This is a genomic window from Hyphomonas sp. KY3 (genome assembly GCF_017309975.1).
Lineage (GTDB): Bacteria > Pseudomonadota > Alphaproteobacteria > Caulobacterales > Hyphomonadaceae > Hyphomonas.
This window is the reverse complement of sequence record NZ_CP022271.1, coordinates 1,848,365-1,863,983: the sequence shown is the minus strand read 5'-3', so window position 1 is coordinate 1,863,983 and position 15,619 is coordinate 1,848,365. Positions and strand designations below refer to the sequence as shown.

Annotated in this window: 15 protein-coding genes and 1 tRNA gene; 2 read left to right on the top strand and 14 right to left on the bottom strand. The window is 55.9% G+C overall.

The genetic code is table 11. The features are described 5' to 3' along the window. Positions 1–36 precede the first annotated feature (36 nt). The gene (locus CFA77_RS09205; RefSeq protein WP_206990446.1) at positions 37–867 is read left to right on the top strand and encodes a hypothetical protein; all 831 of its coding nucleotides are present in this window, start codon (positions 37–39) and stop codon (positions 865–867) included. Here the strand turns inward: CFA77_RS09205 and maiA are convergent. From maiA to CFA77_RS09155, 10 genes are all read right to left on the bottom strand, one after another. Next, on the bottom strand, positions 864–1,502 hold the full coding sequence (maiA, locus tag CFA77_RS09200) for a maleylacetoacetate isomerase (RefSeq protein WP_206990445.1): 639 nt from the start codon (positions 1,500–1,502) through the stop codon (positions 864–866). The two genes, CFA77_RS09205 and maiA, sit on opposite strands and share 4 nt — an antisense overlap. Beyond that, positions 1,502–2,824, bottom strand: a complete 1,323-nt coding sequence (locus tag CFA77_RS09195) for an N-succinylarginine dihydrolase (RefSeq protein ID WP_206990444.1) — start codon at positions 2,822–2,824, stop codon at positions 1,502–1,504. The genes maiA and CFA77_RS09195 overlap by 1 nt, the downstream gene beginning before the upstream one ends. Positions 2,825–2,840: 16 nt before the next feature. Further along, positions 2,841–4,295 (bottom strand): succinylglutamate-semialdehyde dehydrogenase, encoded by a 1,455-nt coding sequence (gene astD, locus CFA77_RS09190; RefSeq protein ID WP_206990443.1) that lies wholly within the window; start codon positions 4,293–4,295, stop codon positions 2,841–2,843. Between the two features lie 2 nt (positions 4,296–4,297). Beyond that, on the bottom strand, positions 4,298–5,335 hold the full coding sequence (locus CFA77_RS09185; RefSeq protein WP_206990442.1) for an arginine N-succinyltransferase: 1,038 nt from the start codon (positions 5,333–5,335) through the stop codon (positions 4,298–4,300). 1 nt (position 5,336) lies between these two features. Continuing rightward, positions 5,337–6,596 carry a hydrolase gene (locus tag CFA77_RS09180; protein ID WP_206990441.1) on the bottom strand — a complete coding sequence of 420 codons (1,260 nt, stop codon included), beginning with the start codon at positions 6,594–6,596 and terminating at the stop codon, positions 5,337–5,339. A 109-nt stretch (positions 6,597–6,705) separates the two neighbouring features. Continuing rightward, entirely contained in the window at positions 6,706–7,884 is a 1,179-nt protein-coding gene (locus tag CFA77_RS09175) for an OmpA family protein (RefSeq protein WP_206990440.1), read from the bottom strand. A gap of 254 nt (positions 7,885–8,138) precedes the next feature. Beyond that, positions 8,139–8,215: transfer RNA gene (locus CFA77_RS09170), tRNA-His, on the bottom strand. An 86-nt stretch (positions 8,216–8,301) separates the two neighbouring features. Then, a complete protein-coding gene (nusG, locus tag CFA77_RS09165; protein WP_034812852.1) occupies positions 8,302–8,844 on the bottom strand; it encodes a transcription termination/antitermination protein NusG in 543 nt (180 codons plus the stop codon). A 46-nt stretch (positions 8,845–8,890) separates the two neighbouring features. After that, positions 8,891–9,100, bottom strand: a complete 210-nt coding sequence (gene secE / locus CFA77_RS09160) for a preprotein translocase subunit SecE (RefSeq protein ID WP_034812848.1) — start codon at positions 9,098–9,100, stop codon at positions 8,891–8,893. Positions 9,101–9,226: 126 nt separating this feature from the next. Continuing rightward, entirely contained in the window at positions 9,227–10,102 is an 876-nt protein-coding gene (locus tag CFA77_RS09155; protein WP_206990439.1) for an SMP-30/gluconolactonase/LRE family protein, read from the bottom strand. A 254-nt stretch (positions 10,103–10,356) separates the two neighbouring features. On the opposite strand from CFA77_RS09155, the gene mazG reads away from it, so the two are divergent. Then, positions 10,357–11,193, top strand: coding sequence for a nucleoside triphosphate pyrophosphohydrolase (gene mazG / locus CFA77_RS09150; RefSeq protein WP_206990438.1), 837 nt, complete (start codon positions 10,357–10,359; stop codon positions 11,191–11,193). Here the strand turns inward: mazG and hflX are convergent. The 4 genes from hflX to trkA form a co-directional block, all read right to left on the bottom strand. Further along, on the bottom strand, positions 11,180–12,496 hold the full coding sequence (gene hflX, locus CFA77_RS09145; RefSeq protein ID WP_206990437.1) for a GTPase HflX: 1,317 nt from the start codon (positions 12,494–12,496) through the stop codon (positions 11,180–11,182). The two genes, mazG and hflX, sit on opposite strands and share 14 nt — an antisense overlap. Before the next feature lie 6 nt (positions 12,497–12,502). Then, positions 12,503–12,751, bottom strand: a complete 249-nt coding sequence (gene hfq / locus CFA77_RS09140; RefSeq protein WP_034812840.1) for an RNA chaperone Hfq — start codon at positions 12,749–12,751, stop codon at positions 12,503–12,505. A gap of 79 nt (positions 12,752–12,830) precedes the next feature. Then, positions 12,831–14,237, bottom strand: a complete 1,407-nt coding sequence (locus CFA77_RS09135) for a TrkH family potassium uptake protein (RefSeq protein ID WP_206990436.1) — start codon at positions 14,235–14,237, stop codon at positions 12,831–12,833. 3 nt (positions 14,238–14,240) lie between these two features. Beyond that, the gene (trkA, locus tag CFA77_RS09130; protein WP_206990435.1) at positions 14,241–15,614 is read right to left on the bottom strand and encodes a Trk system potassium transporter TrkA; all 1,374 of its coding nucleotides are present in this window, start codon (positions 15,612–15,614) and stop codon (positions 14,241–14,243) included. Between the last annotated feature and the right edge of the window lie 5 nt (positions 15,615–15,619).

The following is a 15,619-nucleotide window of genomic DNA, read 5'->3' as shown; positions in this document are numbered from 1 at the left end:
TTTCACACAGAACAAACTTCATATCAGGAATAGCAGATGAAACGTTTCACTGTATTGATCGCAATTGCGGCAGTGCTGGCCATTGGCGCTGGTCCTTGGGTTTGGAACACCTTCATCTCGCCGCGCCCTCAACTCGAACTGGATCCTCTGAAATATGCAGAGGATTCAAGCTGGTCTGCCCTCCCGGTGGAGGAGACGGCCCCTGTCTGGGTGGATGGTTGGGGTGTCGACGTGTTCCTCGTCAGTGAAGATTCGGCCCTCAAGGGCACCACGCAATCGGAATTGCAGAAACGTGAACTCAGAGGGCGTCGTCAGGCCCAGTCACTGAAAGACCCCCTCGGATTGATTGGTGAGGTCTATGCCCCCCTCTATCGAGACAATGCGACTCATGACGACCTGACCCGCGCTTTCGAGTCCTATCTCCGACGCGACAATCGTGGTCGTGCTTTGGTCATTGCTCATGACCGCCCATTGCCGGAATCTATCCTTGCCCGCCTGGAACAAGACTCGTCCCTGCGGGAACGCTTCGGCGGTTTTCTGTCCATTTCAGACACCAAGGATGGAATTCCCCCGTTGGCTGTTTCAGGCGAACCTGCATCTGTCGATGAACCGCTTCCCTATTGCAGCGATCGCCTGAACGATGCGGCGAGTTGCCAAATTGTCGTGCCGGCGCACAAGGAAAAAGGTCTATGGATTCTGACTAGCGAAGATACACCCGGAGGCGACCTCATTGCGACATTTCCAACCTGGCTCGACGAGAATGTCGGCAAGATGGCAGAGCCTCTCGGTGACTTCGAGGAGGTCGAGATCGTCGACATTCGTCGTCCCGGTGAGACCGATGATGAACGCGATGGTGAAGAGAACTAGGCTTCAGGCTTTACAGGAACAGCCTTCTTGAAGGCTGGCAATGCCAGGCACTTCTCCGCCATTGCCATCAAGGCCGGATATGCTGACAAATTCATGTCGTATCGCTGGGCATTGTAAATCTGCGGAATGAGCGTGATTTCCGCGAGCCCGGGCGTTTCGCCAAAGAGAAAGGCTTTCGGCGCCCACTTTGCGACCTGCAATTCCAGGGCATCGAAGCCCCGCCGGATCCAGTCATGATACCATGCGCGTACACCCGCATCATCAGCGCCATAATTGACCCTCAACTCTTTTAACACCGACAAGTTGTTCAATGGGTGGATGTCGCAGGCAATCGTGTCGGCAAATGCGCGGGCCTCGAGACGCTCGATCGGATCTGTCGGCAGAAGGGATGGTCCCGGCAATGCTTCTTCGATCCACTCCAGTATTGCCATGGACTGGCCGATGATTTGCCCATTGACCTCAATGGCCGGCACGCGCATTTGCGGATTCACTCCACGATAAGCGTCACCAAGCTGCTCATCTGCACCCGGAGCGATGTTCACCTGAATGGTCTCGTATGAGGCGCCCTTCAGATTCAGCGCAATTCGCAGCCGATAGGACGCCGAAGACCGCCAATACTCATAAACTCGGATCACTAGCAGAGCCCTTCCAGATCAAGCACACCCAACAAGGCCTCCCGGGCTTCTCGACACTCATTTGCGAACAAGGGATCGGCCAGATCCGCAGGGGCCAAACGGTCCCGATAAGTTCGTCGGACAACCTCCTGCAACTCGTCGATGGTTTCCTCATCCATCAACACGCCCTGGTGACAGGCATCGATCTCACCATCGGTCATGACAACCCGAAGTCTGAGACAGGCTGGACCGCCGCCATTCCGCATGGATTGTCGGACGTCGGCGTAGATAACCTTCCCGATTGGTCCATTGCTTTCGACAAGGCGTTCGCAATAGGCGCGCGTCGATTCAGTATTTTCCGTTTCTGTAGGCGCGACCAGCACGAGGCGATCTTCTTCGGGCATCTTCAAGAGCTGAGAATTGAATAGATAGGCGCGAATGGCGTCCTCAATGGGTACTTCTGCAAGTGGAACCATCACGGGCTTGAAGTCAAACAGGCCGGAAGACGCGCGTCGAATAGCATCCAGCGCGCCATTTCTGTCCTCGAATGCAAGTTCATGGAAGAACAGTGTATCCAACGCACCGACCGATACGACATCATTGTGGAACGCTCCGGCGTCGATTGCCGCACGGGACTGCCGAATGAAGACACAACGCTTGGATTTGAGCCCGTGCCCACGGGCGACCGATTCACTCGCCAACTTTGACTGACGCGATGGGAACCCGATCGTACTTTCACCTGCTTCGCGGCCATAGACGAATAGTTCTACCCCCTCTTCCCCATGAGACGAACATAGGCGGACATGATTGGCTGCGCCTTCATCCGAAAAATCTGGATGCATGGGAAGCGCACCATGGACCGCAAACTTCTCATCATTTGAAAAGATCGAGATCAGACTCGCGGTCGTGTCCGGATGTTCCTGCGCGCGGTGCAGCATGGTCGACAAGTTCGCCGTCGTCAGATGCAATCGGCCGTCTCTCGTATCTGCCGAAGGCGAGACAGTTGCGGCATTGGCGGTCCACATGCTCGAGGCTGAATACGCTGCCTTCAGCAGTCCGGGCGCCGTTCTCGAAGCCGCTTCAATGATCTGAGCATCCGTTCCTCCGAAGCCCGCCGAGACGAGAAGATCAAAGTTCGGTCGTGGCAGAGGCGGAAGCACACCCTGAACAAGACCGTGTGCGATCAGCATCCGCATCTTTTCCAGACCCTGCAAGGCGGCCTCTCGCGGATTGGCTATATCACCCGCATTCGCCGCGCTCGCAAGATTTCCGTCAGACAGACCTCCGTAATTATGACTGGGTCCGATCAGTCCGTCGAAGTTTACTTCGTGCGCCACGCTCACAATCCTTCGTTCTGTTCTACTTTGGGAAACCTTGCGCGGTCATCCGCGTGGCAGTCTGAGATACCTGGCTGGCTTGTGGCCAGGCACTGTAATCTGCAGCATAGTAGGCACCCGGACGGAAATTTCCTGAGAGACCGGGCCCACCAAAAGGCATCGCGCCGCTGGCACCGGCAGTCGGGCGATTCCGATTGAGTAAACCTGCCCGCATTTCCGAATGCGCCTGGATCCACAGCGCATCATCGTCGCTGATTAATCCGCCTGACAGGCCGTAGCGTGTTGCATTTGCACGTTCCAGAGCACTATTGAAGTCGGGTACACGAATAATCTGCATCAATGGACCAAACAATTCTTCATCCGGGATGTCCGTGGCATTCGTGACGTCAATCACACCTGCAGTCACAAAACCGCCGCCCCGATCCATCCGTTTCAGGCGGCGCAGGCTTTTCCCACCTTTCTTGGACAGCATCATCTGGAATTCGACTGCATTTGTGGCGGCTTGCTCGGAAACGAGTGGCCCCATGAAGATATCGTCTTCATCCCACGCTCCGATTTTTAACTCCTTGGCACGGGCTACAATGGCCTCAATCACAGCGTCCCCGAACGCCCCTTCCGGCAAGATCACCCGGCGCGCACAGGAACACCGCTGTCCAGTCGTAAGAAAAGCAGACTGAGCCGCGATGTCAGCGGCGGCGTCCACGTCTGCGGGGTCCCATATGATCAAGGGATTATTCCCACCCATCTCAAGCGCAAGAATGACTTCAGGGCGACCCGCAAAATGTTTGTGAAAGAACACGCCCGTATTGGCAGAACCCGTAAATAACAATCCGTTGATATCAGCGTTCAACAACGCTCCGCCCGTCTCACGACCACCCTGAACTATGTTTAGCACGCCAGCGGGCAGTCCTGCCGCAGCAAATGCATCCGCCATGATGGCTGCGACGCTGGGCGCAAGTTCGGAAGGTTTGAACACGCAAGTGTTGCCGGCCAAAAGCGCGGGCACAATATGTCCATTCGGCAAATGCCCGGGAAAATTGAATGGACCGTATACTGCCATTACCCCGTGCGCACGGTGAGTCAGGTGCATGGAACCAAATGCAGCTTCCTGGACTTTCCCGCCTGCGCGCTCCACCTGAGCTGCAATCGAAACAGCCACCTTGGCCTTCATAGTCGCAGCTTCACCGCGCGACTCCCAGAGGGCCTTACCCATATCCTTGCTGATGGCCTCGGCAATCGCATCGGTGCGCTTGCCAATCTCGTCCGCATAAGCCTCAAGGATTGCTGTGCGCTCGCTTTGCGGCATTCTAGACCATCCGTGAAATGCACGGCGTGCGCTTTCTATGGCATCATGTACGTCATCGGCCGTCGCGGAAGCACCTTCCCAAGCCACACCACCAGTTGCTGGACAGTAATTCTGGAATACGTCTCCGCTTCCACGCCTCCAGCTCCCGTCAATCCAGACGGCGTCGTTCATCACTAACTCCTCACCCAGATTCGGGTTCTTGCTCCAGGCTTGATCTGAAGCTTTTCAAAAGTGTCTGCAGTCGTGACCACAGTCTGATCGTCGCGCATTGCAATGGCAGCCTGGCACACGCGAAAGTCGGGCAACTCGTCGGTCGAAACCAGTCCTTGCTTGAATTCTGGTGCCCCTGCATCATTTGACACCTCCAGACGCACCTCCTGGCTCTCACGTATCGTCCGCAAGTGTCGCTTCTGCGTGGCGACCAATGGTCCACCATCAAATATGTCTACGGTGCGGTCGAATTCGAAGCCTTCCCACTGCAAGAGCTTGTACGCGCCTACGCCTTCAGAATGGCACCGCCCAATTACCTCACGTGCCTCTGGCGGCAACAGGTCCACGTAAATTGGGTATTTCGGCATCAAGTCACAGATGAACTGATTGTCCGTGGTCGCAGACAAGCGGTCAGCCTCGTCAAAGTCCATACGAAAGAAATGACGACCAAGGCACTCCCAGAAAGGCGAAACACCATTCTGATCAATCACGCCGCGGAGTTCCGCGAGCACATTGGTCCCGAAACGCGCGGGGTCGGTTGCCATCAACAAATAGCGTGATTGCGCAGCAAGACGACCTGCCCCACCCCCGCGATGATTTGCTTTCAGAAATAGCGTACCAACTTCCGTATACCCAACATATTCATTTGTCAGCACCAGTGCATCCATGTCGAACCGCATATTGCCAGCAGCTTGGCTGGCTTGAGACAGTGTGATGATCCGATAGTTGAAGAAAGGCTGGTCAATTCCTGTCCCAGCTTTTACCGCTGAACATCCGACCACCTCGCCCGTGTCGGCATCCTCCATCATCAGGAGGTACTTTCCATACTCGATCCGGTCCAGACGCCCTGCAAACGCCTTCTCGGACTTTGAGAGTCTCTTTTCCAGAATACTCTCGTCGACTGGTAGGCTGGTAAACCCTGGGCCTGACAGTTCAGCAAGTTCCATCAGAGCTGGCAGATCCTCCAGCTTCGACGGGCGCATGACATAGGGTGTAGACATTTTACTGACCCATGAGTGATTTGATCCGGCGTGCATCCAGACGGCCATCTGCGAGTCGATTCAACAAAAGCGCTGACAGCGTCGCCCGCTCAGCAAAACTATCCGTTACCACATATTCTTCATTGGAATGAATGCGACCACCGCGAACTCCGAGAGTATCGACATTTGGGACGCCAGCAGCAAAGATATTGTTGCCCTCGCACACGCCCCCCGTATCGACAAATTCCAGTTCGAGGCCGATTGCCTGCCCAGTCGCATGTACCGCATCGAACAGAGCCTGCTGCGCGGCATTTCTGGGTTTTGGAGGACGGTAAAAGCCCCCGTGAAGATGACCGCTGATGCCATCGCGCGCGATCGCACGTTCAAACAGCCTGCGAACTTCAGACGTCGTCCACTCAGCACTCTCTGCATCCGGCGCGCGCGCGCCAAACCGAACAACTGCGAGATCTGGCACGATATTGACGGCGGACCCACCGTCAATTGAGCCGACATTCAGGGTAACACCGTCGCGTGTGCCATTCATCGCCTCCAGCCCGAGCACCAATTCGGCTGCTGCCTCTATCGCGCTGCGCCCCTCTTCTTTCGCGCGGCCAGCATGCGCCGCTTTACCGTGCAGCACGATGTCAAAAACAGCCGACCCCTTGCGGCCGCCCGACATGGCGCCGGTCTCCATGGCGGGTTCATACGTCATACCGATCATCGCACCGGACTTGGCGGCCCGGGTCAGATATTCAGCACTCGCAAAATTTCCGATTTCTTCATCCGGCGTCAGAACGATCTTGTATCCTAGTCGGTCTCGCAAAGATCCGGCTTCAAACGCTTTCAGCGCTTCCAACATCACGCACAGGCCACCCTTCATGTCCGCCATGCCGGGACCATTGAGACGCCCGTCCCCCAAGTCGGTCACCCCCTCGAAAGTGTCTTCCGGAAACACCGTGTCATAGTGCCCGGACATAATGACCTGTAGGTCAGCTTCTGGCCGCGCGGTGACTTCAATGACAGGTCCTGTCATTTGAACTTCCGTCTTGCCGCTATCGGCCACGGCTTCGAAACCCTCAGTTTCGATGACATCAATATGGGCCTGCAGTTCTGAAAATGCTCCGGCCAGAACAGGCGCGAAGCTTTTAAGACCTGCTGTGTTCCAGCTACCCGTATTGATGTCAGACCAACTACAGGTGCGCTGCACCATGTCTTCGCTCGCGCTATTGAGACGCTCACGCGCGGCTTCATCTTCGCGGCTGAGTGATTGCAATGTATCCATGGTCTCTTGGTTTCACAGGAAACTAGGCCCGGCAAGTGGGATCAACACGGCCCCATACAAAAACGGCCCGGCAGATAACTGCCGGGCCGTTTGATGAAAGTGTCAGTGACTACTGAACAGTGATCACAACTTCCGAACGACGGTTCAGAGGCTCACGAACACCATCGCGGGTCGCTTTTGCAAGATCCGTTTCGCCCTTGGCTTCTTCGGTGATGATCGACGAATCGATACCACGGGAAGCGAGCGCACTTGCCACGATGTCAGCACGACGCTGGGACAGGCGCTGGTTGTATGCGCTTGCACCGGACGTATCCGTGTGGCCTGCGATCGAAACAGTGTTCGGTGCACAACCGGCTTCGCCATTAATGTTAGCGACCGCTTGGTCGATAACGGCAGCCGCCTGGCTCGTCAGATCCGCACGATCCCACTCGAAATACACCACGAATTCCTGGTTGAGGCTGGAGCACACAACTTCAGGGGCATCCGTCGTCGTCGTCGGTGGTGGCGGCGGTGGCGGAGGCGGTGGTGGAGGTGGTGGTGGCGGAGGAGGTGGTGGTGGCGGAGGCGGTGGTGGTGGTGGCGGTGGCGGTGCACCAAATGCGAAACGCATGCCTACAGTTGCCAGGTGAGCCTCGTAATCGGCATCATAGTTCGGGCCGCCATGAACGCCACCGAAGTCAAGACCTTCAGCAACTTTGTAGCGATAGCCCAGATCCAGCGTCAGCTGATCAGATACTTTGTAACCGAGGCCAAGCAGACCCTGGTAAGCAAAGCCCGTGTCGCTGTCGGAGAAACCGTTAGCAGCGGAAACGTCGGTACCGTTGGTGAAAACAAGGTTATTCGCTTTGGCATTCGCGCGCAGGACACCAAGACCCAAGCCGACATAGGGCTGGATCTCGCCTTCGCGGTTGAAGTCGTAAATGCCGTTCAGCATGAGTTCCATGGTCTGCAGGTTACCAGCTGTGGCTGGAACCGCACCGGATGGAGCGCCATTGTAGGAAGCAGCCGGAACGCTCAGGTCGTCATCGCCATAGCCGCCGACACCTTCAAGGCGGAAGCCGTTGTCGAAGCCGTAACCAAGACCGAGATCGAAACCGATGGTTTCATCAGCGTCGGACGTACCGCCCATCGTACCGACGACATCGCGGTCGGCAGGATCATGGTCGAATTGGCCCGAAAATCCGTAAGTTGCGTCGGCGCGGGCGTACCACCCGTCCTCAGCATGTGCGACAAAGCCGGCAGACGCAAATGCGGCCGCGGCTGTCGCGCACATAAGAGTTTTCTTCATACTCAATCCCCTTTTGTGTGCCGAATGACGGGATTGTCCTCGGCCGCAGGTTCATACGGGTCAAACCACGTATGGTTCCTGAATAAACTCATTTATCAGATACTTCGAGCCCTATTAGAGTCGCGTATCAGTTGAATAGCGGCATTTTTTATAACCGCGACCCAATTGCAACAGATTGTTGCCGACTCGTCAAACTTTTGGAACTTGCAAATTGCCAATGTTTTCAATGGTCGGGAACAATTGACAAGAAAAAATGGTACCGCCTCCCCGGCTCGAACGGGGGACCCCTAGATCCACAATCTAGTGCTCTAACCAACTGAGCTAAGGCGGCACGATGAGCGGGAAATACCGCTCAATTCGTTTTGTTTCAAGCAAAACCCGGTAGCGAACTGCGCTCTACCTGATTCGTCTGGCAAATCAGACTTTAGCGACTTGCTCGAACTCGAGATCGACCGGTGTTCCGCGGCCGAAAATGGAAACCGTGACCTTGAGGCGACCGTTTTCCTCATCGATTTCTTCAACAGAACCTTCAAAGCCCTGAAACGGGCCATCGTTGACCTGAACCTGTTCGCCGATTTCGAAGGAAATCTGCGGACGCGGACGCTCGGCAGCTGAATCGGTAGAGGAGCCAAGAATGCGATCAACTTCACGCTGGCGAACTGGAAGGGGTTTCTTGCCACCTTCTGCGCCGAGGAAGCCTGACACTTTCGGCGTGTCTTTTACGAGGTGATAGACATCATCCGTCATGACGGCCTTCATAAGGACATAGCCCGGGAAGTACCGGCGCTCGACGGTCTTCTTCTTACCGCGCGCGACTTCGACGACTTCTTCGGTCGGCACCTGCATGTCTTCAATCAGGTCTGCCAGTCCTTTGCGTTCCGCTTGTTCGAGAATGGTCGAAGCGACCTTCTTCTCGAAGTTGGAATAAGCATGGACAATGTACCATTTGGCTTCAGCCATGAGGCCTACGCGCTCCCTAATGAAATGTTGACGGGCCGTTCTGGTCTCAGAGGCCCGTTATCGCCTTAACGGCCAAATTGATGACGAAATCGGCTAAGAACAGAAAAAGGGCGATCAGGATAGACATGATAACGACAAAAATCGTCGCCTGGATCGTTTCCTGACGGGACGTCCACGTCACCTTGTTCCCTTCAGCACGAACCTGCCGAAAGAAGGTAATAGGACCTACGCGTTTCTTTTTCACCTTATCGGCCATTCCGACTCTCTCTTGAAAAGCGGGGAGTTAGCGGTTTTGAGCCGCCACGTCCACGGTTAAGTACACTGCTGGCATTGTCTAGGCTAGGTGGTGTCTTGTGCAGGTCCTGCAAGGGAACGCTTGAACTCAAAGCGGTTTGCCAAATTCGCGAGGCGGCAAACCCGGAACATCCACCCGAATCGCAAACAGGCTGCCTGATAAGGGTCGGGCATCCAGCTGCGGAAAGGACAAGCCGGATCGCGCGGTCGTTATGAACAGCGTCTTCAAGTCGTCATCTCCAAACGCCACGCTGGTTGGGCGTGTTGCTGCAAGAACGATAATCCGGTCAATCTCTCCATCCGGGGTCAGTCGAATGACTCGAGATGCATCCCACAGGCAGGTCCAAAGACAGCCTTCCGAATCAATGGCCGAACCATCTGGATAGCCCGCTAACTCGAAAGTATCAGATAAAACCTTTCGCCCGGACAGCTTGCCGGTCTCTAGATCATGATCAAAAGACAGAATTTCCTGTTCTGCAGAATCGCATGTGTAGAACTTCCGTCCGTCTGGAGAAAATTGGAACGTATTGGTAATTAGGACCGATGGCAGGCGTAGCGCGTCAACTGACCCATCCAGGCTGAATTTGTAGTAGCCACCCTTCGGTTCCTTTTCGGATTCGTCCATTGTACCGAACCATAGGGACCCGTCCGGCGCGATGCCGCCGTCATTCGTGCGATTTGTTTTCGGCTCCTCAGCCAGCACGGCAAGTCGATCATAGGCTTCGGTCGACGGGTCGTAGACTCCGATTTCCCGGTCACCGGCCATAAGTATGCTACCATCATACAGAGCAAGCGTACTGGCTTTTATGGGCAAGTCATAGCGTCGTGTATTGCCGGTTCTTGGATTGAATCTGTGCAGTTTCGCCCGCTTGATATCCACCCACCACAGGAAGCCTTCCGATGGGCTCCAGAGCGGCCCCTCACCTAGCGTGCATCCTGTCGGCGCAACACATTCGGGCGTCATGAACATCAGGCATCCTCGTTTTGGCAGATTACGCAAGTCCGACTCATCGTAGCGACTCGTTCGTCGACAAACCAGAAAGCTTTGCAATCGGCGGCGCACCTTGGTCTAAGGCGTCCTTGGCAGACTGAACCGGAGCCCAAGCGCCAGGCGCATGCGATGCCACACTGATGTACCCGCCCATTCAGGTCACGCGACATCGACAAATTGTCAATCAATCAGTCGATTCCGCAGGAGAGTCAGGCTAGTCGGTTTCAATGACCGACGACATCAATTCCTATTCGCCTGCTAGCGAAGCCATGGCTCGCTTGATCGACATCATGGCGAAACTTCGAGACAAGAACACGGGCTGTGCGTGGGATGTTGCGCAGAACTTCTCGACGATTGCACCTTATACGATTGAGGAAGCCTACGAGGTGGCCGATGCAATTCAGCGCGCCGATATGGATGAACTGAAGGAAGAACTGGGTGACCTGCTCTTTCAGGTCGTTTTCCACAGTCAGATGGCCAGAGAAGCTGGCGCCTTCGAGATCACGGATGTGGTCGAGGCGATCAATGCCAAAATGATTCGCCGCCATCCGCACGTGTTTGGCGATGAAAGCTCAAGAACCGAGGATCAACAGGTCGTCGCGTGGGAAGTGATCAAGGCGCAGGAACGCGCTGGCAAAGGACAACCCGAAGACCCCGCCAGCGCGTTGGATGGCGTTGCGCTCGCACTGCCAGCTCTGCTACGCGCCGAGAAACTCCAGAAGCGGGCAGCGCGAGTGGGTTTTGACTGGACCGAGGCTGACGACATCTTCGATAAGCTGGCTGAGGAAACCGGCGAGGTACGCGAAGCCATCGAAACCGGCGACCCGGACAAGATAGAAGACGAACTGGGCGATCTACTGTTCGTTGCGGCCAATCTCAGCCGCCGCCTCAATGTGGATCCGGAACAGGCCCTGCGACGCGCCAATGCCAAATTTGAACGCCGCTTCCGCGCCATGGAAGGACTCGCTGAACAGGATGGTCAGGACTTTGCAGCGCTCGATATCGACGCGCAGGAATCTCTATGGCAGCGCGTGAAACAGCAGGAGCGCGTCAGGCAGGATTAAAGTCTGGAAATTCGGAATAGAATTGACCCAGCCTGTCATTGGGCAGGCGCGCTGTCATCACAACGTTCCCGCTGTCCAATGTCGTCTCCGAAAGGACTTCCCCGTTGCGGTGCAACCAGGCCCGGGCCCGCCCGTCCTTTGTCCCCAGCTCCAACTCGATCTCGGTCGCGCCCTTCAACAGAACGGCCTCAATGAGATCGAGCAATTCGTTGATCCCTGTTCCCGTCAACGCCGAAACAAGCACAGCCGGTGTATCGAGTGGCCCACGCGCAGAGAAGGCGAGCGCCTCGGCACGATCATCCGGAAGCAGGTCGGCCTTGTTCCAGACCTCAATCATGGGCGGCAATGGCAGACCGGTCTCGGCCTCCAATTGCTCCAACACGATCATCACATCTTCGGCCTGTTCCAGATCTGCCCGGCTCGACCGGTCGCGCACATGGACCAGGAGGTCTGCCTGCATGGCCTCTTCCAGCGTCGCCTGGAAACTGTCGATCAGATGGGTCGGCAAATCTGTGATGAACCCGACCGTGTCGATCAGGGCCGCTTCGCCGAGGGTCGGCAGGTCAAACCTGCGGATCGTGGGGTCGAGCGTCGCGAACGGCATGTCCCGCGCGAATACGTCAGCGCCGGACATCTGGTTGAACAGGGTCGACTTGCCGGCATTGGTGTAGCCCACCAGCGCAATCACGGGCTTTCCGCTCCGCTTGCGCCCTGCCCTTTGCACGGCGCGCGTGCGCTTCACATCGTCCAGATCACGGCGCAGCCGTAGGATCTTGTCGTCCAGCATCCGCCGGTCTGCTTCGAGCTGGCTTTCACCGGGGCCAGACAGGAAGCCGCCACCGCCCCTCTGGCGCTCAAGGTGGGTCCAGGTCCGCACCAGTCGTGACCGCTCGTAAAGGAGACGGGCCAATTCGACCTGAAGACGGCCCTCCTTGGTCCGGGCGCGCAAGCCAAATATTTCGAGGATCAAGCCCGTCCGGTCGATGACCTTCACTTCAAGCTTTCGCTCGAGGTTGCGTTGCTGAACCGGTGTCAGGTCACCGTCAACGACGGCTACGGTGCAATCATTCTGGCGGAGGTCTTCGGCCAATCGATCAAGAATACCTCCCGACAGCAAGACCGATGAGTTTACCTTGCGAACATGTTCAGCACGCAGGAAGGCCAAATTACAGCCAAGCGCTTCCACGAGGCCTGCCGTTTCTTGCAGACGGTCTTCGGTGGGTCTGTTTGCAGGTGTAAACCAAGGGATAATCACGCCAGCCACCTCGGGCACTGGCGTGCGATCAATCATCCTGTCAGTCAAAATGGCCTAGTCCGCATCCATTTCCTCATCAAACAACTGCACCGGGGCGCTTGGAGCAATTGTAGAGATGGCGTGCTTGTAGACAAGCTGTGGTGGGCGTCCGTCACCACGAAGCAGAACACAGAAATTGTCAAACCAAGTCACCACACCCTGAAGTTTAACGCCATTGACCAAGAAGACTGTCAGGGGGGTCCGGGACTTCCGGACGGCATTCAGGAAGGTGTCTTGCAAATTCTGTTTTTTGTCGGCGGACATGACGGGAATCCAATCTGGCCTGTTCTTGTTATGTGTCGCGCTAACGGGATTACAGCTTCAGTGCAAGTGCGAACAGCCGTTACCCCCTCCAAAAGCTGAGGGAAAGGGCTGGAATCAGGGCTAAAACCTCCAATCGCCCGAGAATCATTGAAAAAATGATCAATGCTTGCGCAGGCCCAGTTAAGTCCACCGGATAGCTCCCCAGTACGGCTGCTGAATTGGTCAGACCGCCAATAGAGAGACGTATAGCCGGGATGAAATCCAGCCCCAGAAAGGCAAATCCGGACATGAGCAGGAATATCGAGAGTACGTAACCGATCAGATAAACCCAGACCCCTATCACGCTTCGTTCGTTCAATTCTCGATCCCGGAAACGAAATCCCAAGACCGACTGCCGATATCCGAGTTGACGGAATTCCTGACCAGCCCTTCGGGCCAGCACAATGAAACGCGCAATTTTGACTCCGCCCGCTGCAGACAGCGCCGACCCGCCGATCAAGGCCGGCAAAACCAGCACAGGGAGAGGAATGCGGTTGTAATCTGCAGGGTCAGACAGAGAGAGGCCGGACGTCGACAAAGCTGACAAAGCCCAAGACAATCCCTCGGTTACATTGAGATCGGACGCCACCGCAAAACCGACAAATACGAATAGCAATCCTACGAAAAGTGTAACTTCAGGGTCCGTAACCGCTTTGAGCGGCTTCCGGTCCTTCAGCGGCAACCAGATCGCCAGGCCCATGGCTCCAACTAGTAGACCAATGCCCAAAACGATAGATGGTCCTGTGTCCAGTGGTGCGCGCATGATGCCTTGTGGGTGCACCAGGCCAGTTGTCAGCGCACTCACCGAGTCGCCCAAGGCGCGTTCGGCCGGAACCCCCATGAAGACCAAAGCGGAGAACAGGGCGAGTATTGAAATTACCATCAATATGCTGACCACGCGGGCGACGCGCGGGACAGCATTGAAGAAGCTTGTTTCCGGCACGGTAAACAAGACGGTTCGATGAATGCCCGGACCGCCGAGATTGAGCGCAGCCAACACGCTGGCAGCTACCGTTATGGTGGCGAGTCCTCCCAATAGGTGCAGCATGCCGCGCCAGACAACCAGGCTGATTGGCCACTCATTGTTCTGGACAGAAATGACCGATTGTCCGGTGGTCGTAAGACAAGCAGTCGCCTCATGTATCGCGCTGAGAACGCTATCGTTTTCGACCCCCAGCATAAACGGCAAGCTAGTCGCCACCGGCGTGATAAACCACCACAGGATAACCGTTCCCAACGCATCGGAGGGTCGGGCCTTCCTATCCGGTTTGGGTGTGAGCAGCAGAACGCTGCTTGATACAACGACAATACACAGGACCATCGTGCCGAAGGCAAAGGTCTGGCTGTCTTCACCCGCTGCAATCGCCATGAAGATTGACGGAATGCTGGCGGCAGCGACGATCAGCAGTAAGAAAGCAAGAATGCGGACGACAGAAGCGTAGTACATGATTTAGAAAAAGTCCGGACTGACCCGGAAGTACTTTTCAACCTTTCGAACCATCTCTTCCTGATAGAATATGATCAGATGATCTTCGGCTTGGACTGTAACATCAGGTCCGGCAATGAATACTTCCTTGCCGCGTATGACAGCAGCAGCGGTCATGCCTTCCGGCAAATCATCATAGCCAAGCGGCTTGCCGATCAGCGACGACGACTCGAGCGTTATTCCCTCTGCAACTTCCGCTTTGCCATCTTCAATGGACTGAAGCCCAAGAATACGCCCCCGACGCATGCGCAGCAGGATCTGTGAGACCGTGAGGGCCCGCGGATCGAGAACAGCATCCACTCGCAGATCACGTGCCAGCCCAGCCAGCTCAGTCGCATTCACGAGTGCCAGAGTACGTTTTGCGCCCGCACGTTTGGCCAAATTGGAAATCAGCAAATTGGCCTTGTCGTCATTGGTAATCGCAACCACGAAGTCGGCTTTCGGCGCACCAGCTTCCGCAAGGATATCAGGGTTCAGCCCATCGCCCTGAATGACGATCGTTCGCTTGACCTCGGACACGACTTCATTAGCCCGTTCCACATTGTGCTCAATGAGGCGGATACGGTTCTTGCCTTCGCGCTCCAACGTGGTGGCAACATAGAGACCAACATTGCCCCCGCCAACAATCACGACATGCCCGGACTGCTCCGATTCCCGGTTGAAGATAGACGTCAGTCGGTCGGCATGTTCATCCAGAACGGCAACATAGGCACGATCTCCCACTTTCAGCACATCAGTTGCGCGAGGCGCGCGAACCGACTCGCCCCGCCCTATCCCGACAATTCTGGCTGACAGGTCGGGAAAAAGGCCCCGCAGCTGATCTACAGGTGTGTCCAATAGAGGGTTGCTGTCATCGATTTCCAGACCAAGCAGGCGTACTTTACCCTTGCCAAAGGTCGCACTCATCACTGCGCCCGGCGTGCGGAAACGCTGAAGGATTGCTTCACCGACTTCAACTTCGGGCGAAATGACCATATCGATCGGGAGGCCTTCCCGCGAAAAGACATTCTTCCACGCCGGATCGATATAGGATTGCTCTCGCACGCGCGCGATCTTGTATGGAACGGAAAAAAGCGTGTGGGCGATTTGGCAAATCACCATGTTGATTTCGTCGAAATGCGTCACCGCGATAATCATTTCGCAGTCAGCAGCGCCTGCCTTTTTCAACACATCGGGATGCGCGGCATGGCCCGTGAAGCCACGCACGTCCAAATCCGTAGACACCTGGTCCACCAAGTCCGGATTTTCATCGATGATCGTGATATCATGCTTTTCGCGAGCCAAGCGCCGAGCAATTCCGTGCCCCACGCGGCCCGCACCGCAAATCAGAACATGCATGGTCT

Excerpts from the sequence above, each read along its gene's own strand:
- CFA77_RS09155 (WP_206990439.1), bottom strand. The coding sequence starts at position 10,102 with ATGACGCCCGAATGTGTTGCGCCGACAGGATGCACGCTAGGTGAGGGG.
- CFA77_RS09205 (WP_206990446.1), top strand. The coding sequence starts at position 37 with ATGAAACGTTTCACTGTATTGATCGCAATTGCGGCAGTGCTGGCCATT.
- mazG (WP_206990438.1), top strand. The coding sequence starts at position 10,357 with ATGACCGACGACATCAATTCCTATTCGCCTGCTAGCGAAGCCATGGCT.
- CFA77_RS09180 (WP_206990441.1), bottom strand. The coding sequence starts at position 6,596 with ATGGATACATTGCAATCACTCAGCCGCGAAGATGAAGCCGCGCGTGAG.
- CFA77_RS09185 (WP_206990442.1), bottom strand. The coding sequence starts at position 5,335 with ATGTCTACACCCTATGTCATGCGCCCGTCGAAGCTGGAGGATCTGCCA.
- hfq (WP_034812840.1), bottom strand. The coding sequence starts at position 12,751 with ATGTCCGCCGACAAAAAACAGAATTTGCAAGACACCTTCCTGAATGCC.
- secE (WP_034812848.1), bottom strand. The coding sequence starts at position 9,100 with ATGGCCGATAAGGTGAAAAAGAAACGCGTAGGTCCTATTACCTTCTTT.
- astD (WP_206990443.1), bottom strand. The coding sequence starts at position 4,295 with ATGAACGACGCCGTCTGGATTGACGGGAGCTGGAGGCGTGGAAGCGGA.
- CFA77_RS09135 (WP_206990436.1), bottom strand. The coding sequence starts at position 14,237 with ATGTACTACGCTTCTGTCGTCCGCATTCTTGCTTTCTTACTGCTGATC.
- CFA77_RS09175 (WP_206990440.1), bottom strand. The coding sequence starts at position 7,884 with ATGAAGAAAACTCTTATGTGCGCGACAGCCGCGGCCGCATTTGCGTCT.
- trkA (WP_206990435.1), bottom strand. The coding sequence starts at position 15,614 with ATGCATGTTCTGATTTGCGGTGCGGGCCGCGTGGGGCACGGAATTGCT.
- nusG (WP_034812852.1), bottom strand. The coding sequence starts at position 8,844 with ATGGCTGAAGCCAAATGGTACATTGTCCATGCTTATTCCAACTTCGAG.